Raw genomic sequence first — 24,693 nt, 5'->3', positions numbered from 1 at the left:
GTCTCGGATGATCGATAATGCGGAATCCGTTTTGTTTTAGCGAAAGTCCGAAATGCACGATCCGCTTTCCGAGCTCGTCCGCCTGCTCCACCCTCGCGCGGTGTTCGCCAACCTGATCAGCGGCAAGGGCAACTGGGCGGTGCGCTATGCCGAGTACGGGCAGCCGGGGTTCTGCATCGTGCTGGAAGGCAGCGCCGTGCTGGCGGTGGACGGGCATCCGCCGCTCGCGATCGGCGCCGGCGATTTCGTGCTGCTGCCGACCACGCCGGCGTTCACGCTCTCCAGCCTGGTACCGGGGCCGCCGGTGTTCATCGATCCGAAGGTCGTTCCCGGCGGGCAGGGCGAGCGGCGCCACGGCGAACCCGACGGCGCGCCGGACATGCGCTCACTGGGCGGCGCCTTCCTGTTCGACAGCGCCCATGCCGGGCTGCTGGTCTCGCTGCTGCCGGCGGTGGTCCACGTGCGCGGCGTGGGCCGGCTGATGCAACTGGTGCAGATGGTGGGAGAGGAGTACCACGACAGGAAGCCGGGCAACGACTACATGCTGTCGCGGCTGGTCGAGATGCTGCTGGTCGAGGCCATGCGCTGGACGACGGCGGGAAATGCGCCGCCGGGCCTGTTGCGCGGTCTGGGCGACGAACGGCTGGCGCCGGCGCTCACGCGGATCCATGCCCGCATCGATCACGCCTGGACCGTGGGCGAACTCGCGCAGGCGGCCGCGCTGTCGCGCTCGACGTTCTTCGACCGCTTCGCCCGCACGGTCGGCGTGCCGCCGATGGAGTACGTGCTGGCCTGGCGCATGGAGCTGGCGAAGGACCTGCTGCGGCGCGGATCGAACGTGGCCGAGGTGGCGCAACGCGTCGGCTATGGCTCGACCAGCAGCTTCAGCGTCGCCTTCAGCCGCCACGTGGGCGAAGCGCCCAGCCACTACGCCAAGCGCTGACGGAAAACGCGGCGGCGATGCCGACGGCAGGATTTTGCAACGCCATCTGCGAGCAATCCGAAGCGGCCGGATGCGATCCGCAATGTGCCGCGCGACGCGCATCCGGCGACGCTTGCCCAAGACGCGTCCTGGCAGCGACTAGAACCGGTCGCCTGCCATCACCAGGAAGGGATCGCGACCCGGACCCCGCATTTGCGAATCCCCAATCCCGAATCCCCAATCCCGGCTCTCAAACCAACGCAATCGACTTGTTCTTGCGCTCGGCCAGGCGCTTTTCCAGGTAGTGGATGTTCTGCCCGCCGGCCTGGAAGCCCTTGTCGCGCATGATCCGCTGCTGCAGCGGGATGTTGGTCTTGATCCCGTCCACCACCATCTCGCTCAGCGCCACGCGCATGCGCGCGATCGCGGTGTCGCGGTCCGGTCCGTGCACGATCAGCTTGCCGATCATCGAGTCGTAGTTCGGCGGCACCCTGTAGCCGCTGTAGATGTGCGTGTCCACGCGCACGCCGGGGCCGCCGGGCGGGTGGAAGCCGGTGATCAGGCCCGGGTTGGGCATGAAGGTTTCCGGGTCCTCGGCGTTGATGCGGCACTCGATCGCATGGCCGCGCAGCACGATGTCGCTCTGCTTGATGCTCAGCTTGTGGCCGGCGGCGATGCGCAGCTGTTCGCAGACCAGGTCGATGCCCGTGATGCGCTCGGTGACCGGGTGCTCGACCTGGATCCGGGTGTTCATTTCGATGAAGTAGAAGCGGCCGTCCTCGAACAGGAATTCGAAGGTGCCGGCGCCGCGGTAGCCGATGCGCACGCAGGCATCCACGCAGACCTTGCCGATCTCGCTGCGCAGCTGCTCGGTGATGCCGGGCGCGGGCGCTTCTTCGACCACCTTCTGGTGGCGGCGCTGCATCGAGCAGTCGCGCTCGCCCAGGTGGATGGCGTTGCCCTGGCCGTCGGCCAGCACCTGGATCTCCACGTGGCGCGGATTCTCCAGGAACTTCTCCATGTACACCTGGTCGTTGCTGAAAGCGGCCTTGGCTTCGGACTTGGTGGTCTCGATCGCCGCCTTCAGCGCCGCCTCCGAATGCACCACGCGCATGCCGCGGCCGCCGCCGCCGCCGGCCGCCTTGATGATCACGGGATAACCGATCTCGCGCGCGACCTTGGTGTTGGCGACGATGTCGTCGCCCAGCGGGCCGCCCGAGCCGGGCACGCATGGCACGCCGGCGGCCTTCATCGCGCGGATCGCCTCGACCTTGTCGCCCATCAGGCGGATGGTGTCGGCCTTGGGCCCGATGAAGATGAAGCCGGACTGCTCCACGCGCTCGGCGAAGTCGGCGTTCTCCGACAGGAAACCGTAGCCGGGATGGATGGCCTGCGCGTCGGTGACCTCGGCCGCGGCGATCAGCGCCGGGATGTTGAGGTAGCTCTCGGCCGAGGACGCCGGGCCGATGCACACCGACTCGTCGGCCATGGCCACGTGCTTGAGGTTGCGGTCGACGGTGGAATGCACCGCGACCGTGCGGATGCCGAGCGTATGGCACGCGCGCAGGATGCGCAGCGCGATTTCGCCGCGATTGGCGATGACGACTTTATCGAGCATGGGATTCGGGATTCGAGATTGGGGATTCGTAGAGGGCGCCGGGCTCGCGCAGATGTCGCGAATCGTCCAGCGTGCGGATCAATGCGTTGAGCCTGGAAAAGGTGCGGTTCAAGAGATCGAGGGTCGCCGCGTCCGGCGAACCGAACTGCAGCCGTGTCGCGATCTGCATCTGCGTATCCAATTCGGCCAGCGAGCCTCGCGCCATCGACAGATAGCGCAGGTACTCGGCAGTGGACCGCCGCGCGGCGCCCTCCGCGATGTTGGAGGGAACGCTGATCGCCGCGCGCCGCATCTGTGCGGTCAGTCCAAAGCGTTCGGCATCGGGGAAATTCTGGGTGAGATGGTAGATCGCTTCGACCAACGCCATCGCATCGCGCCACACCGTGAGGCGCTCGTGCGGCCGCTGTTGCGAATCCCAAATCACGAATCCCCAATCCCGGCCGCTCAGCCAATCACAAACAACGGCTGATCGAACTCCACCGGCACGCCGCTGTCGCTGAGGATCGCGACGATGGTGCCGGAGACGTCGGCTTCGATCGGGTTGAACATCTTCATCGCCTCGATGATCGCCAGGGTCTCGCCGGCCTTGACAGCCTGGCCGACTGTGACGAAGGCCGGCTTGTCCGGCGACGGCGAGGTGTAGAAGGTGCCGACCATCGGCGCGCGCAGCACGTGGCCCTCGGGCAGGGCGTTGCCGGGCTTGGCGGTGCCGCCGGTGGAGGCCTCGGTGGGCGAGCTCATCGGCATCGGCGCGGCCGCAGGCGGTGCGGCGACGGGGGCCGGGGCGTACTGCGGGGCGCTGGCGATCATGCCCTTGGGCGTGCGCGCCAGGCGCACGCTTTCCTCGCCTTCCTTGATCTCGATCTCGGCGAGATTGGACTCTTCCAGCAGGTCGATCAGCTTCTTGATTTTACGGAGATCCATAACGGCCTCTTGAGGTGAATCGGGAAATGACCGGGCACGCGGCCCGGCGAACACGGAGAGGGTGGCGCAGCGCCGCGCGACGCGCGCTGAAGCCGGGGGTACCGCTCATGCGCCGGCTCCCAGCCGGGCCAGCGCCGCGTCCATCGCGTAGCGGTAGCTGTCGGCGCCGAAGCCGCAGATCACGCCGAGCGCGTGGTCGCTGAAATAGCTGTGGTGGCGGAACGGCTCGCGGCTGTGCGGGTTGGACAGGTGGATCTCGATGAACGGGATCGCCACCGCCGCCAACGCGTCGCGCAGCGCCACCGAGGTGTGGGTGAACGCGGCCGGGTTGATCAGGATGAAGGCGGTGCCGTCGCCACGCGCGGCCTGCACCCGTTCCACCAGCACGTGCTCGGCGTTGGACTGCAGGCTGTCCAGCTGGTGCCCGGCGGCCGTGGCCTGCGCGAGCAGCGCCGCATCGATCTGCGCCAGCGTCGTGTGCCCATAGACCCCCGGCTCGCGGGTGCCGAGCAGGTTGAGGTTGGGGCCATGCAACAGCAGCAGTCGCGCCATGGAAGACAAAGCAGCGGAAAGGGCGGCAGTCTGCGCGAAGCCGGGATTACTGTCCAGTTCGGCGAAGTTGCGCGTGTTTTAAACGGATGTTTGGTTCTGCGGCGTGCGGCGCGGGCAGTGCAAGGCGCGAGGCGGCTTGGTCGCAGTTGCCCTGCTCGCATCCTAGCCCGTCCAGAGCGAGGTCAGTCGAGGCGCTTTCTTGCGCGGAGACTGTTGCGGTGCGCGATGTGCGACGCCGCATGGCCCTGGCTGCATTCCGAAGCCGGCTCGCGCATGCGTTTCTGAGGCCCCGGACATGCCTTCCGGTCCCGAGCCGGCGACGCTCAGCCGGCAGACCGCGCCTTGACCCACAGCCCGAACTCCTTCATCACCGCCACCACCGGTTCCAGGCGCCGCCCGTCCTCGGTCAGCGCGTATTCGACCTTGACCGGCACGGTCGGATAGACGGTGCGCTGAATCAGCCCCGCTTCTTCCAGGGCGCGCAGGTCCAGGGTCAGCATGCGCTGCGAAATGCCCGGAACGTCGCGGCGCAGTTCGTTGAACCGCTTGGGTCCGTCGAGCAGGTACGACACCAGCAACAGGCGCCATCTTCCGCCCAGCAGGCGCATGGCCTCTTCCACGGAACAGCCGGACACGTTGTCCTTCATCGCAGGCTCCTCGCTGTGCGCACGCTAGGTATAAATTTTGTACCTAGACAACATTATAGTGCCTTCTTCCTTTTCTATACCTGGTTTCTAGAATGCGTCGGGCTGCTCGCCCTAGAGCTGCGCCCACTTTCTGGAGATCGCAATGAAGCTGTACTACATCCCGGCCGCCTGCTCCCTCGCGCCGCATATCGTGCTGAACGAGCTCGGCCTCGAGGCGGCGCTGGTGAGGGTCGATCACCGCAAGCACCTGACTGAGGATGGAGAAGATTTCCATCGGGTCAATTCGATGGGCTACGTGCCGGCGCTCGAACTCGACAATGGCAGCGTGCTGCGCGAAGGGTCGGCCATCGTTCAGTACCTGGGCGACCGCAAGCCGGGACTCGGCCTGGTGCCGCCCAACGGCAGCATGCAACGCTACCGCTTGCAGGAATGGCTGAACTTCCTGGCCACGGAGATCCACAAGGGCTTCATTCCGCTGCTGTACGCGCGGCTCGCCGGCCAGTACGTGGACACCGCGCGGCCGAAGCTGGAGCAGCGCTTCGCCTGGATCGACGCACAGCTCGCCGGTCGACAGTTCCTGATGGGGGATGCCTTCACCGTCGCCGATGCCTATCTCTACGCGCTGACCGGCTGGGGCCAGGCGTCCTGGCTGATCTCGCACTACCAGGCGGACATCCACTTCGACGCGTTGCAGAACCTGCAGGCGTGGTACCGGCGCGTGCACGCGCGGCCTTCGGTGCAGCGGGCGCTGAGCGAGGAAGGGCTTCAGTGAGGCGATCGCGCGCACGTTCATCGTGGCTGCGTTTCCACTGAGGGAATGCCCCACGTCGCGCTGGCCATTCCAGCATCGCGCGACGATCGTGCGACTCCATCGCCAAGGTCCGGCGCACGCCGCTTATGGAACAAACGCATCTGCTGATTCCCGATCGGCATGCGCCATATGCCGCGCATTAACCGGCGATTTACACCCGCGGCCGGCATCCCGGGCACAAAGGACGCCCCGACCGGCCACGAGTGTCAGCCATGCGAATTGCGATCATCGGCGCAGGATTCTGCGGCAACCTGCTGGCCGCGGCCCTGGCCAGGCAGGGAACGGCCAGCCGGCTGACATTGATCGGCGTGGCCGACACCTTCGGCCGCGGCATCGCCTATGGCGCGGCGCGGCCGGAGCATCTGTTGAACGTGCGCGCCAAGGACCTGGGCGTGGACCCGCAGGATCCGGGCGGCTTCGCCGACGCCTTGCAGCTCGACGCCGCGCAGCGCCTGGAATTCCTGCCGCGGCTGCGCTACGGCCGTTACCTGGAGCAGCACCTGGACGCGGCGCTGGCCGCCTCGGCGGTGGAAGTGGCGCGGGTCAGCGAAGAGGCGGTGGCGGTGGAACGCGGGCCGGACGGCTTCCGCATCTTCCTGGCCAACGGCGCGGATGTGGTCAGCGACGTGGTGGTGCTGGCGATCGGCGCGCTGCCGCCGGCGGCGCTGCCCGGCATCGGCCCGCGGCTGGCGGTGCACCGGCGCTACATCGGCTGGCCGTGGCAGGACGGGGTGCTGGACGAGGTGCCGCCGCAGGCGCGGCTGTTGCTGGTCGGCACCGGCCTGACCATGGCCGATGTCGCGCTGACCCTGCGCCGTCGCGGCCATCGCGGTCCGATCACCGCATTGTCGCGGCGCGGCCTGGCGCCGCAGGCACATCTGGCCCAGCCGGGCGCGCCGGTGACGCTGCCGCCGAGCGTGGCGCAGGCGCTGCGCAACCACGACCTCACCGGCCTGGTGCGCAGCCTGCGCCAACTGACCACGGTGGTGGAGGACTGGCGCTGCGTGGTCGATGCGCTGCGTCCGCATCTGCAGCCGTTCTGGCAAGGCCTGGCGCCGGCGGCGCGCGCGCGTTTCCTGCGCCATCTGCGCCCGTACTGGGAAGCGGCGCGGCATCGGCTGGCGCCGGCCGCGGCCACGGCGCTGGCGCAGATGCAGCAGCAGGGCCAGTTGCGCATCCGCGCCGGGCGCCTGCTGCGTGCGCGGCTGGGCGAGAACGCGGTGGAGGCGGTGATCCGCGACCGCGCCAGCAACAGCGCGCGCACCGAAGACTTCGACGTGCTGATCCGCGCCACCGGGCTGGACACCGACGTCGCCCGCACCAGCCATCCGCTGGTCGCGACGATGCGCGATGCGGGCCTGCTGCAGCCCGATCCGCTGGGCCTGGGTCTGGTGGTGGACGCGCGCTTGCAGGTGCGCGACGGCAGCGGCCATCCGGTGCCCGGGCTGTACTGCCTGGGACCGCTGCTGCGCGGCGGCCTGTGGGAAATCACCGCGGTGCCGGAATTGCGTGCCGGCGTGCAACTTCTGGCCGCGGAACTGGCGGCGCTGGGGCCGGCGCGGGTTGCCGGCGGCGGCGCCGGCAGGAAGGCGCAGCGGCAGGCGGTATAGCGCAAGCCGGCCCAGGCGACGATTCCGATCCCTGTAGGAGCGGCTTCAGCCGCGACAGATACCTTCGGCAAGTTCGTGTCGCGGCTGAAGCCGCTCCTACAGGGGCGAGTACACAACGAGAGCGCCTACGGCAACTGCGCCCAGCGCTCCGCCTCGCCCGGTGCGAACGGCCCCAGCTTCTGCCGCACGATGCGGCCGTTGGCGTCGATCAGCACGCTGTAGGGCAGCAGGCCCTGGGTGTCGCCCAGGCGCACGCTGGCGTCGGCCGGGCCGGGGGTTTCCAGCGCGATTGGGTAGCCGATCGGCACCCGCTGCAGGAACGCACGCACGTCCTCCGGGCGGTCCAGGGCGATGCCGAGCACCTGCAGGCCGCCGGCCGGCTGCGCGCGTGCCAGACGATCGAGTTCCGGCATCTCGCGCACGCACGGTTCGCACCAGCTGGCCCAGACATTGACCAACAAGGGGCGGCCGCGGAACTGGGCCAGGGTCAGGCTGCCGCCGTCGAGGGTGGGCAGGCGCAGCGCCGGTGCCGGATCGCCGGGGCGGGCCGCGGCGACGCCGGCCGGCATCGCGTTGCCGGTGGCCGGCGCCGACGGCGCTGTCGCCGGCGTGCGCCACCAGACCTGCGCGGCGGCAATGCCCAGCGCCGCCGCGATCGCCGCCACCGCGAGCAGGCGCGGCGGCGTGGCGTTCATCGCGCCGCGCGCAGCAGGGCGTCTTCGGCCACCGCCTGGCTCAGCACCGGCGGCAGCACGGTCGGCGGTGCGCCCGGGCCGTAGACCACGTACAGCGGCACGCCCACCGCCTTGTGTTCGGCCAGGAAGGCGCTGATGCGCGCGTCCTCGTTGGTCCAGTCGCCCTTCATGTACACCGCGTCGACCCGCTTGAGCGTGTCGCGGAAGGCGTCGCTGCCGAGCACGTTGCGTTCGTTGGCCTTGCAGGTCACGCACCAGTCGGCGGTCATGTTGACGAACACCACGCGGTTGTCGGTACGCAGCCGGTCCAGCATCTCCGGCGAGAAGGCCACGGTGTTGCGCTCTGCGGTCACGCTGGGCGGCGCCAGCCGGGTCACGCCCCACACCGGCAGCAGCGCCAGCAGCACCAGCAGCGAGGCCAGGCGCAAGCCGAGCGTGTGGCTGCGCCAGCGCGCGCGCTCGATCCACCACAGGCCCAGCGCCAGCAGCGTGGCGCCGACCAGCAGCAGCGCCACCGCATCCACGCCGCGCTGCTTGCCCAGCACCCACAGCAGCCAGATCGCGGTCAGGTACATCGGGAACGCCAGCACCTGCTTGAGCGTCTCCATCCACGGGCCGGGCTTGGGCAGGCGCTTGGCCAGCGAGGGGATGAAGCCGACCAGCAGGAACGGCAGCGCCAGGCCCAGGCCCATGGTCAGGAACACCAGCATGCCGATCGCCGGCGGCGCGGCGAACGCATAGCCCAGCGCCAGGCCCATGAACGGGCCGACGCAGGCGCTGGAGACCACGCAGGCCAGCACGCCGGTGGAGAAGTCGCCGACCGGGCCGCTGCGCGAGGACAGCGACTGGCCGAGCCCGCCGAGGTTGGCGCTGAGCGTGAACACGCCGGACAGGCTCAGGCCCATCGCGAACATCAGGTAGGCCAGCACCGCGACGAAGCCCGGGCGCTGCAGCTGGAAGCCCCACAGCAGATGCGCGGCCACGGCGATGCCGCCGACCACGGCGAAGGACGCCAGCACGCCCAGCGTGTACCACAGCGCATGGCTGCGGGCGCGCGCATGGCTTTCGCCGCTGTGCGCCAGGCCCAGCACCTTCAGCGACAGGATCGGCAGCACGCACGGCAGCAGGTTCAGGATCAGGCCGCCGCCCAGCGCCGCCAGCAACACCCACAGCAGGTTCTGCGGCTCGGCCGCGGGCGCGGTGCTGCGCGCGGCGTTGTGCACCGAGGCGTCGGGCACGCTCGCCGCGTCGGGCGCGGTCACCGGCGTGGCCGCGTCGGCCGCCGCGGCGCTGGCGTCGGCCTGGCGGCTGTCCAGCGGCGTCACCAGCAGCGGCGTCACTTCGGCCTGGTCGGTTGGGCTGAGCTTGCCCTTGGGCAGCGACAGCTTCACCCGCCGGGTCATCGGCGGATAGCAGATGCCGTCGGTCTGGCAGCCCTGGAAGGTGGCGACCAGGGTCGCGTCGGCGGCATCGGCGCGCTGCCGCTGCAGCGGCACGCTGACCTCGGTCTGGTCGAAATACACCACCACGTTGCCGAAGTGCTCGTCCTGGTGCGAGCGGCCCTGCGGCCAGTGCGGCATGCCGGTGCGGATGCCGGTCGCGCCTTCCAGCGCCAGCGCGGTGCGGTCGCGATACAGGTAATAGCCCGGTGCCGGGGTGAAGCGCAGCAGCAGGGTGTTGCCGTCGCCGACGATGGCTTCGAAGCCGAACGCCTGGTCCGACGGCAGCGGCAGGCCTTGCACGGCGCCGGCACCGGCGCCGAACAACGGTTTGGCGGCCGGGCCGGCCGCGCCCGGCGCGCTGCCCGGCAGCGGCGAGGACGCGGTCGTCGCCGCACCGGCCTCGGCCGCCGGCAGCGCCACGGTGAGCACGCGCTTCTGCGGCGGATAGCACACGCCGGCGTCGGCGCAGCCCTGGTAGCGCACCTCCACCTGCAGGCTGGTCGTGGTGGCATCGGCCACGCCGCTCTGCACCGCGTTCAATTCGCCGCGGTAGGTTTCCACCTCACCGAAGTACGGGTCGGTCTTCTTGTGCCCGGCCGGCAGCTGCACGGTCGGGTTGGCCTTGAAGCCGCTCAGCACCCGCACCGCGATCCGGTGCCGGTACAGGTAATAGCCGTCGGCGATCTTCCAGTGCAGCTCGATGCGGCCGCGCTCGGGCGCCTGCGCGCTCAGCACGAAGGCCTGATCGACCGGCAGCAGATCCTTTTCGCTGATCGCCAGGGCGGGGAAGGCGGCCAGGGCCAGCAGGCACAGGGCGGCGATACGGTGCAGCACGGTCATCGGCTTACGGTTCCTCACGGGTTTCGGCGTACACCCACTGCAGGTAGGCGGGCAGGCCGCCGGCGACCTCGACCTCGATCAGTTCGGGGACGTCGAAGGGGTGCAGTTCGCACAGCCGCTGTTGCAGCGCGGGGATGCGGTCGGCGGCGGTCTTGATCAGCAGCAGCACTTCCTCGGCCTGCTCCACGGCATCCTGCCAGCGATAGGTGGCGTGCACGCCGGGCAGGCGGCTCACGCACGCGGCCAACCGTTCTTCGACCAAGACCTGGGCGATCCGTGCGGCGCTGGCCGGATCGGGGCAGGTGCTGAACAGCAAACGGAGTGGGGGCGAAGACATGCGGCCGACAGTATAGGGACGCCGGCAGGGCTTTGCCGGGCCTGGTTCGGGCATGAGTGCGCGCCCGCGGGCGTGCGGTTGCAGGCCTGTGCGGGGTGGCGCGGGTTGGTCATGGCGCAAGGCCGTCCTGCAGCGAACCGAAGCGTCGCGGGACATGCATGCCAGCCTGGCGGCGATGCAGGGGGGCGAGTAGGAAAACAGGGGCGCGACTGCGCCGGCGTTCGCACGGTGGCGATGCCCAGCTACCGCCGAGCGCCCACTGCATGCGCGAGCGATGCCGGATGGCCCGAGGCCACCCGGATCGCGCGCTGGATGCTCCGGCGCGCCGCCGTCGGCGCGCCGGAGATCCGGCTCAGTTGAGCAGCTGGCAGGTCGCCGGCTTGGCCGAGGTGAACAGCGAGGAGGTCGCCCACTCCGGGTGGTCGATGAACGGATTGCGGTTGCCCTGGAAGCTGTACACCACTTCGTTGCGGGCACGCTCGGCGTCGTCCGGCGGATCCTGCTGGCTCCACGCGATCAGCGTCGACAGCAGGCCCATGTAGGCCGGCGAGGCCGAGGTCTGCACGATCTTGCTGCGGTCGTCGGTCAGTTCCAGGTCCGGCTCGGACTGCCCGGTGGCCGCGTCGGTGCCGCCTTCGTAGCGGATCGCCATGTACATGACCGCGCGCGCCATGTCGCCCTTGCGGTGGTTCCACACTTCGAAGCTGCCGCCGTTGCCGTCCGGGGTGCGCACCCAGTTGGAGTTGCCCGGGTAGCTGCCGCTGCCGCCGCCGAAGCCGGCGTTGGCCTCGGTGATGCGCTCGCCGCAGTTGCTGTCGCAGTTCGCGTACGGCTTGTTGCCGCGGTCGGCGTTCCAGGTGGAGTCGGTCAGGTACAGCATGTGCGTGTCGGTGTACGGCGCGTAGGGCAGGCCCTTGTCGCCGCTGGCGGTGCCGAAGCCCAGCGAGTTCGGCCAGCTGTGCTCGCGGTTGTACTTCAGCCCGCTGCCGCTGCCGGCGCGGTCGGTGACCTTGGCGTAGCTGCGGTTGCGGTAGGCGTCGAGGATGCGCCCGCTGTTGTTCGGGTCCTCGTCGGCGATCTCCAGGATGGTCCAGGTGCTGGTGCCGGAGCTGCTGCTGTACGGGTAGACGGTGTGGCCCTTGATCGTCTCGTGCAGCGAGCAGCGCAACTGGCTGGCGTTGGAGGTGTTGACCCGCGAGTAGTAGCCGCCGGTACCGCCGCCGCTGCCGCTGGCGACGCTGAAGGCGATGCTGCTGTCCTGCGCCGGGTGCGCGCCGCCGGCGTCGCTGACGCGCGCGGCGAGGATGCTCAGGCTGCAGCTTTCGCCGGCGGCCAGGGCGGTGTTGGTGGAGATCGCGAACTGGCTGCCGCTGCTCGGGTAGCTCAGCGCCACCGTGCCGGACTGGCTGCAGCTCAGCCCGAACGCGCCGCTGGCCAGGGTCACCGCTTCGCTGAAGGTCACCGCCAGGTCGCCGGCGGCGGGGAAGTTGCTGGCGCCTTGCGCCGGCGTGGTCGCGGTCACCGAGGGGGCGGTATTGCTGCTGCCGCCGCTGAAGGTCTGGCCGCTGTTGCAGGCACCGAAGCTGCTGGCCGAACTGCCGGCCCAGCTGAAGTCGGCCGCGGCGCTGCCGTTGCTGCCGCGCAGCTGCAGCGAGGTGCCGGCAGCGGTGCTGTTGCTTTCGCTGACCGGCAGGTTCTGGCTGCCCAGGCCGGCCGCCGGGCCGCCGCCGCCGGTGATCGCGCCCTCGTAGCTGAGGAACTGCACCACCTGGCCGCTGCCATCGACCAGCGCCACGCCGTCGTTGGGGCCGTTCTGCACGCCGTTGCTGGCATAGCCGACGGTGGCGATGCGCACCTGCCCGCCGCAGGTGACCAGGCTGCCGGCCGGCACCGAGGTCGTGGCATAGACGGCGGCGGCGCCGGGGTTGCTGCCGTTGTACAGGTAGACCTTGTAGCCGCTCAGGCTCTCGCCGGCGGTGGCGACGATCTCCACGCCCTCGCCGGTATCGCCGGCGGCGGTGGCATCGTCGTAGTGCAATTCATTGATGAATACGGCGGCCTGGGCGTGGCCGGCCAGGGCCAGCAGACAGGCGAGAGGTAAGGCAACGGCGGATGGCTTCATCGACAACTCCTTTTGGATGGTCCCCCCTGGGTCTGCGAGCCTAGCCTGCCCCTGTGACAGCGTTGCGGAATCCGGGTACCAGTTCCGCGGCCGGACGGGCGCCGAAGCGAAATTTTTTTGCCGTCAGCCCTTGAAAGGGCGCCGGCCAGCACCACATCTTGCGCATCCCGGAGTACCGGGTTTTTTCGCGAGCGTTGCTGGCAGTCGTCACATGCGAGTGCTAACATCGCCAGCCTTTCCTAGACCAATCAATCACTTAAGAGGGTCTCTCTCAATGAGCATCAAGCCGCTTCACGACCGCGTCGTAGTCAAGCCGATCGAAGCCGATGAAATTTCCGCCGGCGGCATCGTGATCCCGGATTCGGCCAAGGAAAAGTCCACCAAGGGCGAGATCGTCGCCATCGGCAGCGGCAAGCCGCTGGACAACGGCAGCGTCCGCGCTCCGGCGGTCAAGGTCGGCGACAAGGTCATCTACGGCCAGTACGCCGGCTCCAGCTACAAGGCCGAAGGCGTCGAGTACAAGGTGCTGCGCGAAGACGACATCCTCGCGATCGTCGGCTAAAACGCCGCCGATCGCGGGATTCGGGAGTGGGGATTCGGGATTCGCGCTGCGCTCGCCGCGGCGCGGTCCCGGGTCTCCCCCGAATTCCGCTCTTGGCCAATCCCTAATCCCCAATCACGAATCCCGGAGTTACACACATGGCTGCCAAAGATATCCGTTTCGGTGAAGACGCTCGTTCGCGCATGGTGCGCGGCGTCAACATTCTCGCCAATGCCGTCAAGGCCACCCTGGGCCCGAAGGGCCGCAACGTCGTGCTCGAGAAGAGCTTCGGCGCGCCGACCATCACCAAGGACGGCGTTTCCGTCGCCAAGGAAATCGAACTGGCCGACAAGTTCGAGAACATGGGCGCGCAGATGGTGAAGGAAGTCGCGTCCAAGACCTCCGACAACGCCGGCGACGGCACCACCACCGCCACCGTGCTGGCGCAGGCGCTGATCCGCGAAGGTTCCAAGGCGGTCGCCGCCGGCATGAACCCGATGGACCTCAAGCGCGGCATCGACCAGGCCGTCAAGGCCGCCGTGGTCGAGCTGAAGAAGATCAGCAAGCCCACCGCCGACGACAAGGCGATCGCCCAGGTCGGCACCATCTCGGCCAACTCCGACGAGTCGATCGGTCAAATCATCGCCGACGCGATGAAGAAGGTCGGCAAGGAAGGCGTCATCACCGTTGAAGAAGGCTCGGGCCTGGACAACGAGCTGGACGTGGTCGAGGGCATGCAGTTCGACCGCGGCTACCTGTCGCCGTACTTCATCAACAACCAGCAGAGCCAGTCGGCCGACCTGGACGACCCGTTCATCCTGCTGCACGACAAGAAGATCTCCAACGTGCGCGACCTGCTGCCGGTGCTGGAAGGCGTGGCCAAGTCGGGCAAGCCGCTGCTGATCGTGGCTGAGGAAGTCGAAGGCGAAGCGCTGGCGACCCTGGTGGTCAACACCATCCGCGGCATCGTCAAGGTCGTCGCGGTCAAGGCGCCGGGCTTCGGCGATCGTCGCAAGGCGATGCTGGAAGACATGGCCACCCTGACCGGCGGCACCGTGATCTCCGAGGAAGTGGGCCTGGCGCTGGAGAAGGCGACCATCAAGGACCTGGGCCGCGCCAAGAAGGTGCAGGTCTCCAAGGAGAACACCACCATCATCGACGGCGCTGGCGACAGCTCGGCGATCGAGTCGCGCATCAAGCAGATCAAGGCGCAGATCGAAGAGACCTCTTCGGACTACGACCGCGAGAAGCTGCAGGAGCGCGTGGCCAAGCTGGCCGGCGGCGTGGCGGTGATCAAGGTCGGTGCTTCGACCGAGATCGAGATGAAGGAAAAGAAGGCGCGCGTCGAAGACGCCCTGCACGCGACCCGTGCGGCCGTGGAAGAAGGCGTGGTCCCGGGCGGCGGTGTGGCCCTGGTGCGCGCGCTGACCGCGATCGGCGAGCTGAAGGGCGCCAACGAAGATCAGACCCACGGCATCCAGATCGCGCTGCGCGCGATGGAAGCGCCGCTGCGCGAGATCGTCACCAACGCCGGTGAAGAGCCGTCGGTGATCCTGAACCGGGTCAAGGAAGGCACCGGCAACTTCGGCTACAACGCCGCCAACGGCGAGTTCGGCGACATGGTCGAGTTCGGCATCCTGGATCCGACCAAGGTGACCCGTTCGGCGCTGCAGAACGCCGCGTCGATCGCCGGCCTGATGATCACCACCGAAGCGATGGTGGCCGAAGCGCCGAAGAAGGACGAGCCGGCCGGCGGTGGCGGTGGTATGGGCGGCGGCATGGGTGGCATGGGCGGTATGGATTTCTGATCCGCACCGGCGCAAGCCGACCTGCAGTACGCAATCGAAAGGAGCCCCGCAGCGATGCGGGGCTCTTTTTTTGTGCGCTTGCGTGGCGCCGGCGCAGGGACAGCGCCGCACAGGTCATGCCGGTTGCATGCCGATGCGCTATAAGCTGCGCACGCATCGCCATGCATGGGAAGCCATGGTCACACCGGTCTGCCACCTCGATCAGCATCGGCTGGACCAGCACCGGCCGGCGTTGCATCGGTTTTTGTTCCGGCGCACCGGCGACTGGTCGCTGGCCGAGGACTTGGTGCAGGAGACCTTCCTGCGCCTGGTCGTGTACGCGCGCGAGCATGTGGTCACCGATATGGCGGCGCTGGCCCGCTCCATCGCGCTCAACCTGCTCAACGACCATCTGCGCCGGCGCCAGCGCCAACGCACCGAATCGATCAGCGACGACGTGCCCAGCCCGGCCGTGGGCGTGGAGGAGGCGGCGATGCAGCGCGAGCGCGTGGAGAGCTTCGCCCGCGCGCTGCAGGGCATGCCGCCACTGCGCCGCGAGGTGTTCGTGCGTTGCCGGGTGCGCGGGCAGAGCTATCGCGAGATCGCCGAGGCGCTGGGCCTGAGCGAGGGCGCGGTGGAAAAGCACGTCAGCCGCGGGCTGCGCTGGCTGCAGGAGGCGGTGGCGCGGACCGATGCCACGCGGCCGCCGGCCGTTGCCGCGGGCGCCGCGGCGCGCGCTGCGCAGCGCGGCCCGGCGCAGGACGACGACGCATGAGCCGGGATTCGGCCTTGCCCCCCGGCGATCGCGCACAGGCTCCCTGCGACGCCGCGGACTGGGTGGCACGCAAGCTTGCCGGCGACGGCGCCGATCCGCCCGGCCTGCAGCGCTGGCTGGCCGCCGATCCGGCGCATCGCGCCGCGTTCGATGCGCTGTGGGCGCTGGCGCACGATGCGGCCTTGCTGGAGGCGCTGGCCGGTTTCGATACGCCGGCCGCGATGCCGCGGGTGCTGTCCGCCTCCGCATCGGGACCCGCGGCGGCGCCGCCACGGCGCCGGCGGCGCTGGCCGGCGGCGGTGGCGCTGGCCGCCAGCCTGGCGTTGCTGGCCGTGCTGGCGTGGCCATGGCTGCGTCCGGACCCGGCGCCGCTGCTGGCCGCCACCGCGCCGGGACAGGTGCGCGTGCTCACGCTCGACGACGGCAGCGTGCTCACCCTCAACGGCGCCAGCCGCGTGCGCGTGCAGCTGCGTGCGCACCGGCGCGAGGTTGCGCTGGAAGCCGGCGAAGTGTTCTTCGACGTCGCCCACGACGCGCGGCGCCCGTTCGAGGTCGCCCTGGGCACGGCCCGAGTGCGGGTGCTGGGGACCGTGTTCAACCTTGCGCGCGATGGCGCCACCAGCGAGCTGTCGGTGTACTCGGGACGGGTGGAGATCGTCAGCCGCGGCGCACGCCAGGTGCTGGCCCAGGGCATGCGCATCGACGCCGTGGGCGATGGCCTGGGCGCGCTGGCCCGCTTCGACCCGGACGCCGGCGACTGGCGCGAAGGCTGGCTGCAGACCGCCGGCATCCCGCTGTCGCGGCTGGTGGAACGGCTCAACCGCCGCTCGCCGCAGTCGATCGCCATCGCCGATCCGGCGGTGGGCGCGCTGCAGGTGTCCGGGCGCTTCCGCCTGGACCAGCCGGAGCAGACCCTGGCGCACCTGGCACGGCTGTATCCGCTGCGGATCCAGCGCACGGCAACGGGCATCACGCTGACCGGCGACACCGCCGTTCACCAGTAGACGCCGCTACGCTTGCTGCCGCGGGCGGTGCCGCTCCCAGGTAGGCAGCGAATTTCCGGGATAAGACGTCGGTCGCAACCCGCATTGCGACGCGTCATAAAAATTTCATGGCGATTGCTTGTCAGGATCGTCGCTGTGCGTCGTCTTGGATGTTCGCCACGCCACGTTGGCAACCAGACAGACGACGCTCATGCCGCCCCGTATCCCGTTCCGTTGTTCTTCCCGCTTCCCTCCGGTCACCGCGTTGGCCGTGGCACTTGCGGTCGCCGTGGCGGCGGCGCCGCTCGCCGCACAGCCCGCCCCGGCTGCCGCGTCCGGCGCCGCGGCGGTGCTGCCGCCCGGCGATCTGGGCGACACCCTGAATGCGTTCTCGCGCGCCACCGGCCTGCAGGTGATCGCCGACCCGAGCCTGCTGCGCGGCAAGCGCAGCCCCGGCTGCAGCGTCGCCGGCGATGCACGGCAAGCGCTGGCGCACCTGCTGCGCGGCACCGACCTGGGCTTCCGCCTGGACGGGGACACGGTGATCGTGCAGTCCGCCAGCGCCGATGCCAATGCCGACGCCGACGCAGCACAGGCGAGTGCGGCGCCGGCCGCGGCCGAAGCGATCGACCTGGACCAGATCGTGGTCACCGGCACCGCCACCCAGCAGCCGAAGTTCCTCGCCCCGTACGCCATTTCCACGATCGGCGCCGAAGCGATCGCGCGCCAGGCGCCGCGCAGCATGGTCGACATGCTGCGCTCGGTGCCCGGCGTCACCGTGGAGAATTCCGGTGGCGAGGCCGGCGGCGAGAACGTGGTGATCCGCGGTCTGCCGTGGTCGGGTTTCCGCCTGCTCGACGTGCTCGAGGACGGCCTGCCGCTGTTCGAGTCCAACTACGAGCGCCAGCTGCAGATCGACGAGGTGTACCGGCTGGACCTGGGCACCACCGGCGCGGAAGTCGTGCGCGGCGGGACCGCGCCGATCTACAGCAACAACGCCTCCGGCGGCGTGCTCAACTTCATCACCAACCACGGCACCGACATCCCCAAGGGCGCGGTAAAGCTGACCGGCGGGTCGAACGCGCTGGGCCGCATGGACGCCACCGCCTCCGGGCCGGTCAAGGGCAACGACAATCTGCTGTATGCGGTCAGCGGCTTCTACCGACAGAGCGACGGCCTGCGCGATCCGGGCTTCGGCAACGGCAACCAGGGCGGCCAGATCAAGCTCGGCGGCACCTACAAGTTCGACTTCGGCAAGATCTTCGCCGACTTCAAATACCTCAACGACCGCGGGGTGTTCTACAGCGCGATCCCGCTGGCCGATCCACGCAACGGCGATTCGCTCGGCGACCTGATCGACCCGTCCACCGGCACGCTCAACAGCGACAGCTTCCGCAACGTCAGCATCCGCACGCTGGACGGCAAGGGCGGCAACCGCGTGCAGACGCGCGACCTGGCCGATGGCGTGCATCCGGTCACGCGCACCCTGACCGTGGGCGGCGAGACCGAGTTCGCCAACGGCTGGCGGCTCAGCGACAAGGCCCGCTACGTCGATGGCGACGTTGGCTTCAATGCGCTGCTCAACGGGTCTGCGGTGGATGCGGCCAGTACCCTGAGCGGCCGCCTGGCCGCCGCGCGCGCCGCGTTCCCGGGCACCGCGGCGCTGCGCTACGTGCTGGCCGGGACCAACACGCCGTTCGATCCGGCCTCCACCGCCGGGCTGACCATGATCAACACCTGGTCGAGCACGCAGACCCACTACAGCGACTTCGTCAACGACCTGCGCCTGGGCCGGCTGTTCGATACCGCCGGCGGCGGCAGCCACGACGTGTCGCTGGGGCTGAGCTTCAGCCGTTTCGACCTGCAGCAACAGCAGCTCGGCAATGCGCTGCTGACCGACGTCAAGACTAATCCCGACGCGCTCGACATCCAGGCCTTGAACGCCGGCGGGCAGGTGCTCGGCAACGTCACCGAGAACGGCTTCACGTCCTATGGCAGCGGCGACCTGATCGGCGACAGCCACGGCACCGCCACCGCGCTGTACGCGGCCGATACCTGGAAGCTGGCCGATGCCTGGGAAGTGGATGCCGGCCTGCGCCGGGTGTGGCGCCGCGAGGAAGGCAACCGTGGCGTGATCGGCACCCAGACCATCGCCAGCAGCGGCCCGCTTGCCGCACGCAGCATCACTGGTCTGGTCGGCAGCGTGCCCTACCAGAAGAACATGGCCGGCACCTCGTGGACGCTGGGCACGTCCTACAAATTTTCCGAACCGTTCAATGCATTCGCGCGCTACACCGAGAGCTTCAGTTTCCCGCGCCTGAGCGAGCAATGGGGCAATGTGGTGAACGGCGTCGGCGGGCGCATGCCCGACGGCAGCGCCACGCCGGTGACGCCGATCCGCCAGGCGGAGATCGGCCTGAAGTACGGTTCGCGGCCGCTGGACCTGGTGCTGATCGGGTTCTACAGCGACTTCAAGAACCTCAATTCCAGCACCTATGTCGCCAATGCCAGCGGCCTGCTGGTCAACGTGCCGCTGATGCTCGACACGCGCACCAAGGGCGTGGAGCTGGAAGGCACCTGGCGGCCGACCGACGCGTTCGAGATCGCCGGCTCGGTCACCGTGCAGGATCCGCGCATCAGCGGTGCCGACACCTTCAGCGGCCTGTCCGGCGCCAGCCTGGTCGACAACGAGATCCCGCGCGTGCCCAAGTACAGCTGGTCGTTGCAGCCGAGCTATCGCTTCCAGGCCGGCGAGGTGGAGACACGCGTCTATGCCACCTGGTTCGGCATCGGCCGGCGCTTCCAGGACTTCACCAACGCCAGCGTGCTGCCGGCCTACCGAACGCTCGATGTCGGCGTGCACCTGCAGCTGGACGCCAACTTCAGCGCGCAGCTGCTGTGCACCAACGTGACCGATTCGCACGGCCTGACCGAAGGCAATGCGCGCGCGCCGGGCGTGTCCGGCGATCTGGTGCAGGCCGACGCCACGGTCGGGCGGCCGATCTTCGGCCGCAGCTACGTCGCCTCGCTGCAGTGGGCCTGGTAGCGCGTCGCTAGCGATGCTGTGCGTGCGCCAGCGCCGACGGCGCAGGCACGGCAACGCGTCGTACCGGCCTCCGGTTCCGCCCAAAGGACACACGCATGCATTCCATGAATATCACCCGCCGCCGCTTCCTCGGCGGCCTTGGCACCACGCTTGCCGCGGGCATGCTGCCGATGCCTGCCTGGGCGCAGGCTTCCGCCGCGGCGGCCGCATCCGCCGACCGGCTGCGCGAGCCGCTGAGCGGCTGGACGCCCGGCATGCTCGACATCCACCACATCGGCACCGGCCGCGGCAACGCCACCCTGATCGTGTGCCCGGACGGCACCTCGATGATGATCGACGCCGGCGCGATCGACGGCCTGGACAAATACCTGATCGACGAGCTGCCCAACGACTCGCGGCGCGCCGGCGAATGGGTGGGGCGCTACGTGCGACGCCACCTGGCGCAGGCCGGCCGCCACGAGATCGACGATTTCGTGCTGACCCATTTCCACCGCGACCACATGGGCGAGCGCCTGCCGGACACGCCGATGGCCAGCAACGGCAAGTACGCACTGACCGGCCTGATCGACGTGGCGCAGATCGTGCCGATCCGCCGCTACCTGGATCGCGGCTTTCCCGACTACGACTTTCCCGCACCGCTGGACGACCCGAACCAGCTCAACTACCGCGCCTTCATCCAGGCCGAGCGCGCACGCGGCGCAGCGGTCGAGCGTTTCCGCGCGGGGGCGGGCGATCAGCTGCGGCTGCGCCGTAGGCCCGCCGCATATCCCGGCTTCGCCGTGCGCAACCTGATGGTCAACGGCGAAGTGTGGACCGGCGAGGGCGAACGCACCCGCAACCTGTTTCCGCCCGGAGCGGTGCCGACCGAGAACCAGTGCTCGCTGGCGTTGCGCATGGACTACGGCGCGTTCAAGTACTACAGCGGTGGCGACGTCAGCAATACCACCAACTACTACGGCGACGACCCTTGGCGCGACGTGGAAACGCCAGCGGCGCAGATCGCCGGGCCGGTCGACGTGGCCGTCGCCAACCACCATGCGTACGCCGATGCGATGGGGCCGGCGTGCGTGCGTGCGCTGCGCCCGCGCGCCTTCGTGATCCTGAGTAACGATTCGGCGCATCCGTCGATCACGCCGCTGGAGAACATGCTCAGCCAGCGCCTGTATCCCGGCCCGCGCGATATCTACGCCACCGCGATGAAGCCGGAGAACATCATCGCCAACAAGCGCGTGCGCGAGATGACCAGCCTCAACGGGCACGTGGTGGTGCGGGTCGAGCCGGGCGGCGCGCGGTACCGCATCGTGGTGCTGGATAACAGTGACGAATCCGATCGCGTGCTGGCCGTGCACGGCCCGTATGCCAGCGGCCGGCGCGAGGCGGTGGGCGGCTAGCGGCAGAGACGATGCCGTGTGCATGCGGCTTCAGCCGCGACAAGCATTGCCTTCAGCGCCGGTCGGCTCGATTGCCCGAGATCGCCAAGCCTCGCTGCAAAAGCTGCAAATGCCCGGCAGAAAAAAGGGCGCCAGCGCGGCATCGCTCGCCTGGACGCGGCCGCATCCGGCCTTGCCGCGGTTGACGAAGCGCGAGGCCGGCACCGCTGCCTGCGCCGTACCGCAATAGGTCTTGCATCGATGGCCGGACGTCCGCAGCAAGGCGTGTCCTGCAATGTATTCAGGCGCCGTCGCCGCCACGGAGATGCGATGCGGACTCTGCGCAAATCGACGCGTTGCGCAACGAATCGCGCATAAAGCGGGATCGTCTACAAGATCCCTGTGGCGACGTGTTGACAACGTTGTCGACGCATTGCAGGTTAGGTCCGCGAGTACGTCAGGGGATATACGCGCTCGCACGCTCGTCTTCCTTCTGCGCGCCGATGCGGCGCAACGCAGCGCATGCCATCGCATGCGTGCGGCTGCGCCGTGGGCAACGACACGGGATACCTCGTGTGGTGGCGGAACTGAAGACGCGCACCGTTGCGCCGGCGTCCGTCGGCGTTTCCGCGCCAGCCTGCAGCAGGGAGATCCGCATGCCTCGTCATTACCTCACCACTCTCGCGCTCGGCATCGTGCTGGCGCTGCATGGCGCGCCCGACGCGCTGGCGCAGGACACTGCAAGCGATGCCGCGCCCAAGGCCGCCGCCACGGACCTGGGCGAGGTCGTGGTCACCGGATCGCGGATCAAGCGCTCGGAAGTGGAAGGCGCCGAACCGGTGGTGGTGATCAGCGCGCAGCAGATCCAGCAGGAAGGTTTCCTCACCGTGTACGACGTGCTCAATACGCTGAATCAGCAGGGTGGCGTCGAGGCCGATACCAAGTACGGCTCGCACACGCCCAACGCATCGCCGGTGAGCTTGCGCGACCTCGGCCCGGGCCGCACCCTGCTGCTGGTCAACGGCCACCGCGTCGCCGATTATCCGCAGCCCTACGCGGGCGAGAGCAACTTCGCCAACTACAGCAGCATCCCGTCCGCGGCGGTGGAGCGGATCGAGATCCTCACCGGCGGCGCCTCGGCGATCTACGGTTCCGATGCGGTGGCCGGCGTCATCAACGTGATCCTGAAGAAGGGCTACGAGGGCAACCAGGTGCGGCTGCGCGGCGGCACCGCCACCGAAGGCGGCCGCGACGTGTTCGACCTGTCCTGGGTCGGCGGCACCAGCGGCGACAGGTGGAACCTGACCTATGCGCTGCAGTGGACGCGGCGCGATCCGCTGTCGGTCGGCGAGCGCCCGAAGATGGACGACCAGGACGACGAGTCCTACAGCAACTGGACCGCGCAGGCGCGCAAGTACGGCTTCAATTCCTACACCGGCCTGACCCTGCTCGACGCCGACACCAACCAGCGCCTGGCCCCGCCCAGCGGCACCTGCGCGCGCTTCGGCGGCCAGTACATCGATTCGCAGCGGCTGAGCTACGACTACAACAGCGACACGCTCACCAACCTCGGTGGCTATTGCGGCATGGCCCACGACTACGCCGACTGGCTCGCCGCCAGCGGCGGCGACAGCGGCTCGGCGTATCTGTACGGCACCTTCGATTTCGACAACGGCATGCAGGCCTGGAGCACGCTGTCGGTGAACAAGAGCACCGGCTACTGGACCTACGATCCGCCATACGTCTACCTGGGCCCGTTCCACGACACCGGGACCGACCGCAACCTGTACGCGATCCGCCAGCTGACCCGCTACGAATCCGGCGGCTGGAAGAACCTGGCCAACACCACCAAGGAACTGTCCTGGGACCTGAGCGCCGGCCTCAAGGGCACCCTGGCCGATCGCTTCGACTGGGAAATCGCGCTCGGCCGCGCGCGCTACACCACCGACGAATACGTGCGCACCGTGGACACGCAGAAGGCCACCGCCTATTTCCTCGGGCCGCAACTGGGCAGCACCGCCGACGGCACGCCGATCTACGACCTCAACGAGGAGCGCTGGTACCAGCCGCTCAGCGGCGCGCAGTACAACGACCTGGCGGTGAAGGCGCACAACCAGGCTGATTCGTGGGTCAACCAGGCCAGCGCCAACATCACCGGCGAACTGTTCCAGGGCTGGGCCGGGCCAATCAAGTTTGCCGCGGTCGGTGAGGTGGCCAAGCAGGGCTACCGGCTTGATCCCGATCCCTGCGCCAACACCTGCTATCCGCTGGACGTGGTCGACTACGGCGGCGGCGAGCGCCTGCGCTATTCCGGCGGCATCGAGTTCGACGTGCCGCTGCTGTCCTCGCTCAACGCCAGCCTGGCCGCGCGCCACGACCGCTACGGCGACTACAAGTCGTACAGCAGCGATCTCGGTTCGGCGATCGGCAAGCAGAGCGACACCACCTGGAGCACCGGCCTGGAGTGGCGTCCGCTGAGCACGCTGCTGCTGCGCGGCAGCCTGGCCACCAGCTTCCGCGCCCCGGACATGCACTACGTGCTCGGCGAACCCAGTTCCACCCAGCAGACCGTGATCGACCAGTACCGCTGCATCCAGCAGGGCTACTACCTGACCGGCGGCTGCAGCGCCGAAAATGCCGACGTCTACTACCTGATGCAGGTGAACCGCCGCGGCACCCCGGACCTGGAATCGGAGCACGGGCGCTCGGCCACCGCCGGCTTCGTGTGGGACATCGCCGACGGCCTGTCGCTGACCGTCGATTACTACAAGATCCGCCTGCAGGACATGATCAAGGACATCAATCGCGACGAGATCCTGACCGCCGAAGCGGGTTGCCGTACCGGCTTGACCACCGCCGGCGGGCTATGGGTCAACCCGGGCGGCGCCGAATACTGCGCGCGCATCGTCTCGCGGGTGGCGCGCGATGCGGCCGGCCGCGTGACCGGCATCGAGCAGGGCCCGATCAACATCGCGCAGATGCAGGTCTCCGGCGTCGATGCCTCGCTGAAGTACCGGGTGACCACCGCGCGCTGGGGCAACTTCAGTTTCGGCCTGGACTACAACAACCTGATCAGTTATCGCGAGCAGACCTACCGCACCGACGACTACAAGAACCTGCGCGACCAGAAGATCCGCAGCAAGCTGCGAGGCAGCGTGCACTGGGAGAACGGCGGCCCGCTGGACCTGACCGTCTACGCCAAGCGCTTCGGCTCCACCCAAGCGGTGAACTGGGGCACCTGCACGCGCTTCGACGACGGCTACCAGCCGAGCCCGTCGGACGAGTGCCTGGTCACCGACAGCGCCAACCCGCACTTCGGCGACAGCACCACGCGCTACTTCGGCCGGGTCGGCCCGGTGGTGTACTGGAACCTGACCGCCGGCTACCGCATCACCCCGAAGATGAAAGTGAACCTGTACGTCAACAACGTGCTCAACACCACCGGCTACGACAACAAGGAACGCTACTACGGCTACCAGTTCTACAACACCACGCTGTACGACGCGATCGGGCGCGAGGTGGCTGCGGAGTATGTGTTCGATTTCTAGAGGCCGGGATTGGGGATTCGAGATTCGGGATTGGGAGACGTAGCGGATCGCTTGGGCCTTCGGGCTTTGCGACTCCCCAATCTCCAATCCCGAATCCCGGCTCCATCCAGTTGCCAATGCAAC

The 24,693-nt window shown here is 68.8% G+C and carries 20 protein-coding genes; 10 read left to right on the top strand and 10 right to left on the bottom strand.

What is annotated here, in order from left to right; genetic code table 11:
* Positions 1-52 precede the first annotated feature (52 nt).
* Positions 53-943: an AraC family transcriptional regulator gene (locus tag HEP73_RS19835; RefSeq protein ID WP_185814209.1), complete on the top strand. Its 891-nt coding sequence runs from the start codon at positions 53-55 to the stop codon at positions 941-943.
* A 229-nt stretch (positions 944-1,172) separates the two neighbouring features.
* On the opposite strand, the gene accC is transcribed toward HEP73_RS19835, so the two are convergent.
* From accC to HEP73_RS19810, 5 genes are all read right to left on the bottom strand, one after another.
* On the bottom strand, positions 1,173-2,540 hold the full coding sequence (gene accC / locus HEP73_RS19830; RefSeq protein ID WP_185814208.1) for an acetyl-CoA carboxylase biotin carboxylase subunit: 1,368 nt from the start codon (positions 2,538-2,540) through the stop codon (positions 1,173-1,175).
* Entirely contained in the window at positions 2,530-2,907 is a 378-nt protein-coding gene (locus HEP73_RS19825; RefSeq protein WP_255423573.1) for a four helix bundle protein, read from the bottom strand. The genes accC and HEP73_RS19825 overlap by 11 nt, the downstream gene beginning before the upstream one ends.
* A gap of 77 nt (positions 2,908-2,984) precedes the next feature.
* A complete protein-coding gene (gene accB / locus HEP73_RS19820) occupies positions 2,985-3,464 on the bottom strand; it encodes an acetyl-CoA carboxylase biotin carboxyl carrier protein (RefSeq protein WP_185814206.1) in 480 nt (159 codons plus the stop codon).
* 105 nt (positions 3,465-3,569) lie between these two features.
* Positions 3,570-4,016: a type II 3-dehydroquinate dehydratase gene (aroQ, locus tag HEP73_RS19815; RefSeq protein WP_185814205.1), complete on the bottom strand. Its 447-nt coding sequence runs from the start codon at positions 4,014-4,016 to the stop codon at positions 3,570-3,572.
* Positions 4,017-4,339: 323 nt separating this feature from the next.
* Positions 4,340-4,663 (bottom strand): winged helix-turn-helix transcriptional regulator, encoded by a 324-nt coding sequence (locus HEP73_RS19810; protein ID WP_185821251.1) that lies wholly within the window; start codon positions 4,661-4,663, stop codon positions 4,340-4,342.
* A 142-nt stretch (positions 4,664-4,805) separates the two neighbouring features.
* On the opposite strand from HEP73_RS19810, the gene gstA reads away from it, so the two are divergent.
* Positions 4,806-5,435 (top strand): glutathione transferase GstA, encoded by a 630-nt coding sequence (gstA, locus tag HEP73_RS19805; protein WP_185821250.1) that lies wholly within the window; start codon positions 4,806-4,808, stop codon positions 5,433-5,435.
* A gap of 251 nt (positions 5,436-5,686) precedes the next feature.
* The gene (locus HEP73_RS19800; RefSeq protein ID WP_185821249.1) at positions 5,687-7,084 is read left to right on the top strand and encodes an FAD/NAD(P)-binding protein; all 1,398 of its coding nucleotides are present in this window, start codon (positions 5,687-5,689) and stop codon (positions 7,082-7,084) included.
* A gap of 125 nt (positions 7,085-7,209) precedes the next feature.
* Here the strand turns inward: HEP73_RS19800 and HEP73_RS19795 are convergent, their stop codons facing one another.
* The 4 genes from HEP73_RS19795 to HEP73_RS19780 form a co-directional block, all read right to left on the bottom strand.
* Positions 7,210-7,779 carry a TlpA family protein disulfide reductase gene (locus HEP73_RS19795; RefSeq protein ID WP_185821248.1) on the bottom strand — a complete coding sequence of 190 codons (570 nt, stop codon included), beginning with the start codon at positions 7,777-7,779 and terminating at the stop codon, positions 7,210-7,212.
* A complete protein-coding gene (locus HEP73_RS19790) occupies positions 7,776-10,061 on the bottom strand; it encodes a protein-disulfide reductase DsbD family protein (protein WP_185821247.1) in 2,286 nt (761 codons plus the stop codon). The genes HEP73_RS19795 and HEP73_RS19790 overlap by 4 nt, the downstream gene beginning before the upstream one ends.
* 4 nt (positions 10,062-10,065) lie before the next feature.
* Positions 10,066-10,398, bottom strand: coding sequence for a divalent-cation tolerance protein CutA (gene cutA, locus HEP73_RS19785; protein ID WP_185821246.1), 333 nt, complete (start codon positions 10,396-10,398; stop codon positions 10,066-10,068).
* Positions 10,399-10,750: 352 nt separating this feature from the next.
* Entirely contained in the window at positions 10,751-12,520 is a 1,770-nt protein-coding gene (locus tag HEP73_RS19780; RefSeq protein WP_185821245.1) for an endonuclease, read from the bottom strand.
* Between the two features lie 274 nt (positions 12,521-12,794).
* On the opposite strand from HEP73_RS19780, the gene HEP73_RS19775 reads away from it, so the two are divergent.
* The 6 genes from HEP73_RS19775 (at position 12,795) to HEP73_RS19750 (ending at position 21,043) form a co-directional block, all read left to right on the top strand.
* The gene (locus HEP73_RS19775) at positions 12,795-13,082 is read left to right on the top strand and encodes a co-chaperone GroES (protein ID WP_003470504.1); all 288 of its coding nucleotides are present in this window, start codon (positions 12,795-12,797) and stop codon (positions 13,080-13,082) included.
* A 137-nt stretch (positions 13,083-13,219) separates the two neighbouring features.
* Positions 13,220-14,869: a chaperonin GroEL gene (gene groL / locus HEP73_RS19770; protein WP_185814197.1), complete on the top strand. Its 1,650-nt coding sequence runs from the start codon at positions 13,220-13,222 to the stop codon at positions 14,867-14,869.
* Positions 14,870-15,044: 175 nt separating this feature from the next.
* The gene (locus tag HEP73_RS19765; RefSeq protein ID WP_185821244.1) at positions 15,045-15,623 is read left to right on the top strand and encodes an RNA polymerase sigma factor; all 579 of its coding nucleotides are present in this window, start codon (positions 15,045-15,047) and stop codon (positions 15,621-15,623) included.
* Positions 15,620-16,627, top strand: a complete 1,008-nt coding sequence (locus tag HEP73_RS19760) for a FecR family protein (protein ID WP_185821243.1) — start codon at positions 15,620-15,622, stop codon at positions 16,625-16,627. The genes HEP73_RS19765 and HEP73_RS19760 overlap by 4 nt, the downstream gene beginning before the upstream one ends.
* 190 nt (positions 16,628-16,817) lie before the next feature.
* Positions 16,818-19,652, top strand: a complete 2,835-nt coding sequence (locus HEP73_RS19755) for a TonB-dependent receptor domain-containing protein (protein WP_221899361.1) — start codon at positions 16,818-16,820, stop codon at positions 19,650-19,652.
* Positions 19,653-19,756: 104 nt separating this feature from the next.
* Entirely contained in the window at positions 19,757-21,043 is a 1,287-nt protein-coding gene (locus HEP73_RS19750; RefSeq protein ID WP_255423572.1) for a ComEC/Rec2 family competence protein, read from the top strand.
* A gap of 30 nt (positions 21,044-21,073) precedes the next feature.
* On the opposite strand, the gene HEP73_RS19745 is transcribed toward HEP73_RS19750, so the two are convergent.
* Positions 21,074-21,304 (bottom strand): hypothetical protein, encoded by a 231-nt coding sequence (locus HEP73_RS19745; protein WP_185821240.1) that lies wholly within the window; start codon positions 21,302-21,304, stop codon positions 21,074-21,076.
* 443 nt (positions 21,305-21,747) lie between these two features.
* Here HEP73_RS19745 and HEP73_RS19740 point away from each other — a divergent pair, with 443 nt between their 5' ends.
* Positions 21,748-24,570 (top strand): TonB-dependent receptor plug domain-containing protein, encoded by a 2,823-nt coding sequence (locus tag HEP73_RS19740; protein WP_458309698.1) that lies wholly within the window; start codon positions 21,748-21,750, stop codon positions 24,568-24,570.
* The last annotated feature ends 123 nt before the right edge of the window (positions 24,571-24,693 follow it).

This window comes from Xanthomonas sp. GW, assembly GCF_014236815.1.
Lineage (GTDB): Bacteria > Pseudomonadota > Gammaproteobacteria > Xanthomonadales > Xanthomonadaceae > Xanthomonas_A.
Note: the sequence above shows the minus strand (reverse complement) of the source record. Positions and strands in the feature narration are given on the sequence as shown.

Coding starts and splice junctions, on each gene's coding strand:
- HEP73_RS19835 (WP_185814209.1), top strand. CDS start 53: ATGCACGATCCGCTTTCCGAGCTCGTCCGCCTGCTCCACCCTCGCGCG.
- accC (WP_185814208.1), bottom strand. CDS start 2,540: ATGCTCGATAAAGTCGTCATCGCCAATCGCGGCGAAATCGCGCTGCGC.
- HEP73_RS19825 (WP_255423573.1), bottom strand. CDS start 2,907: ATGGCGTTGGTCGAAGCGATCTACCATCTCACCCAGAATTTCCCCGAT.
- accB (WP_185814206.1), bottom strand. CDS start 3,464: ATGGATCTCCGTAAAATCAAGAAGCTGATCGACCTGCTGGAAGAGTCC.
- aroQ (WP_185814205.1), bottom strand. CDS start 4,016: ATGGCGCGACTGCTGCTGTTGCATGGCCCCAACCTCAACCTGCTCGGC.
- HEP73_RS19810 (WP_185821251.1), bottom strand. CDS start 4,663: ATGAAGGACAACGTGTCCGGCTGTTCCGTGGAAGAGGCCATGCGCCTG.
- gstA (WP_185821250.1), top strand. CDS start 4,806: ATGAAGCTGTACTACATCCCGGCCGCCTGCTCCCTCGCGCCGCATATC.
- HEP73_RS19800 (WP_185821249.1), top strand. CDS start 5,687: ATGCGAATTGCGATCATCGGCGCAGGATTCTGCGGCAACCTGCTGGCC.
- HEP73_RS19795 (WP_185821248.1), bottom strand. CDS start 7,779: ATGAACGCCACGCCGCCGCGCCTGCTCGCGGTGGCGGCGATCGCGGCG.
- HEP73_RS19790 (WP_185821247.1), bottom strand. CDS start 10,061: ATGACCGTGCTGCACCGTATCGCCGCCCTGTGCCTGCTGGCCCTGGCC.
- cutA (WP_185821246.1), bottom strand. CDS start 10,398: ATGTCTTCGCCCCCACTCCGTTTGCTGTTCAGCACCTGCCCCGATCCG.
- HEP73_RS19780 (WP_185821245.1), bottom strand. CDS start 12,520: ATGAAGCCATCCGCCGTTGCCTTACCTCTCGCCTGTCTGCTGGCCCTG.
- HEP73_RS19775 (WP_003470504.1), top strand. CDS start 12,795: ATGAGCATCAAGCCGCTTCACGACCGCGTCGTAGTCAAGCCGATCGAA.
- groL (WP_185814197.1), top strand. CDS start 13,220: ATGGCTGCCAAAGATATCCGTTTCGGTGAAGACGCTCGTTCGCGCATG.
- HEP73_RS19765 (WP_185821244.1), top strand. CDS start 15,045: ATGGTCACACCGGTCTGCCACCTCGATCAGCATCGGCTGGACCAGCAC.
- HEP73_RS19760 (WP_185821243.1), top strand. CDS start 15,620: ATGAGCCGGGATTCGGCCTTGCCCCCCGGCGATCGCGCACAGGCTCCC.
- HEP73_RS19755 (WP_221899361.1), top strand. CDS start 16,818: ATGCCGCCCCGTATCCCGTTCCGTTGTTCTTCCCGCTTCCCTCCGGTC.
- HEP73_RS19750 (WP_255423572.1), top strand. CDS start 19,757: ATGAATATCACCCGCCGCCGCTTCCTCGGCGGCCTTGGCACCACGCTT.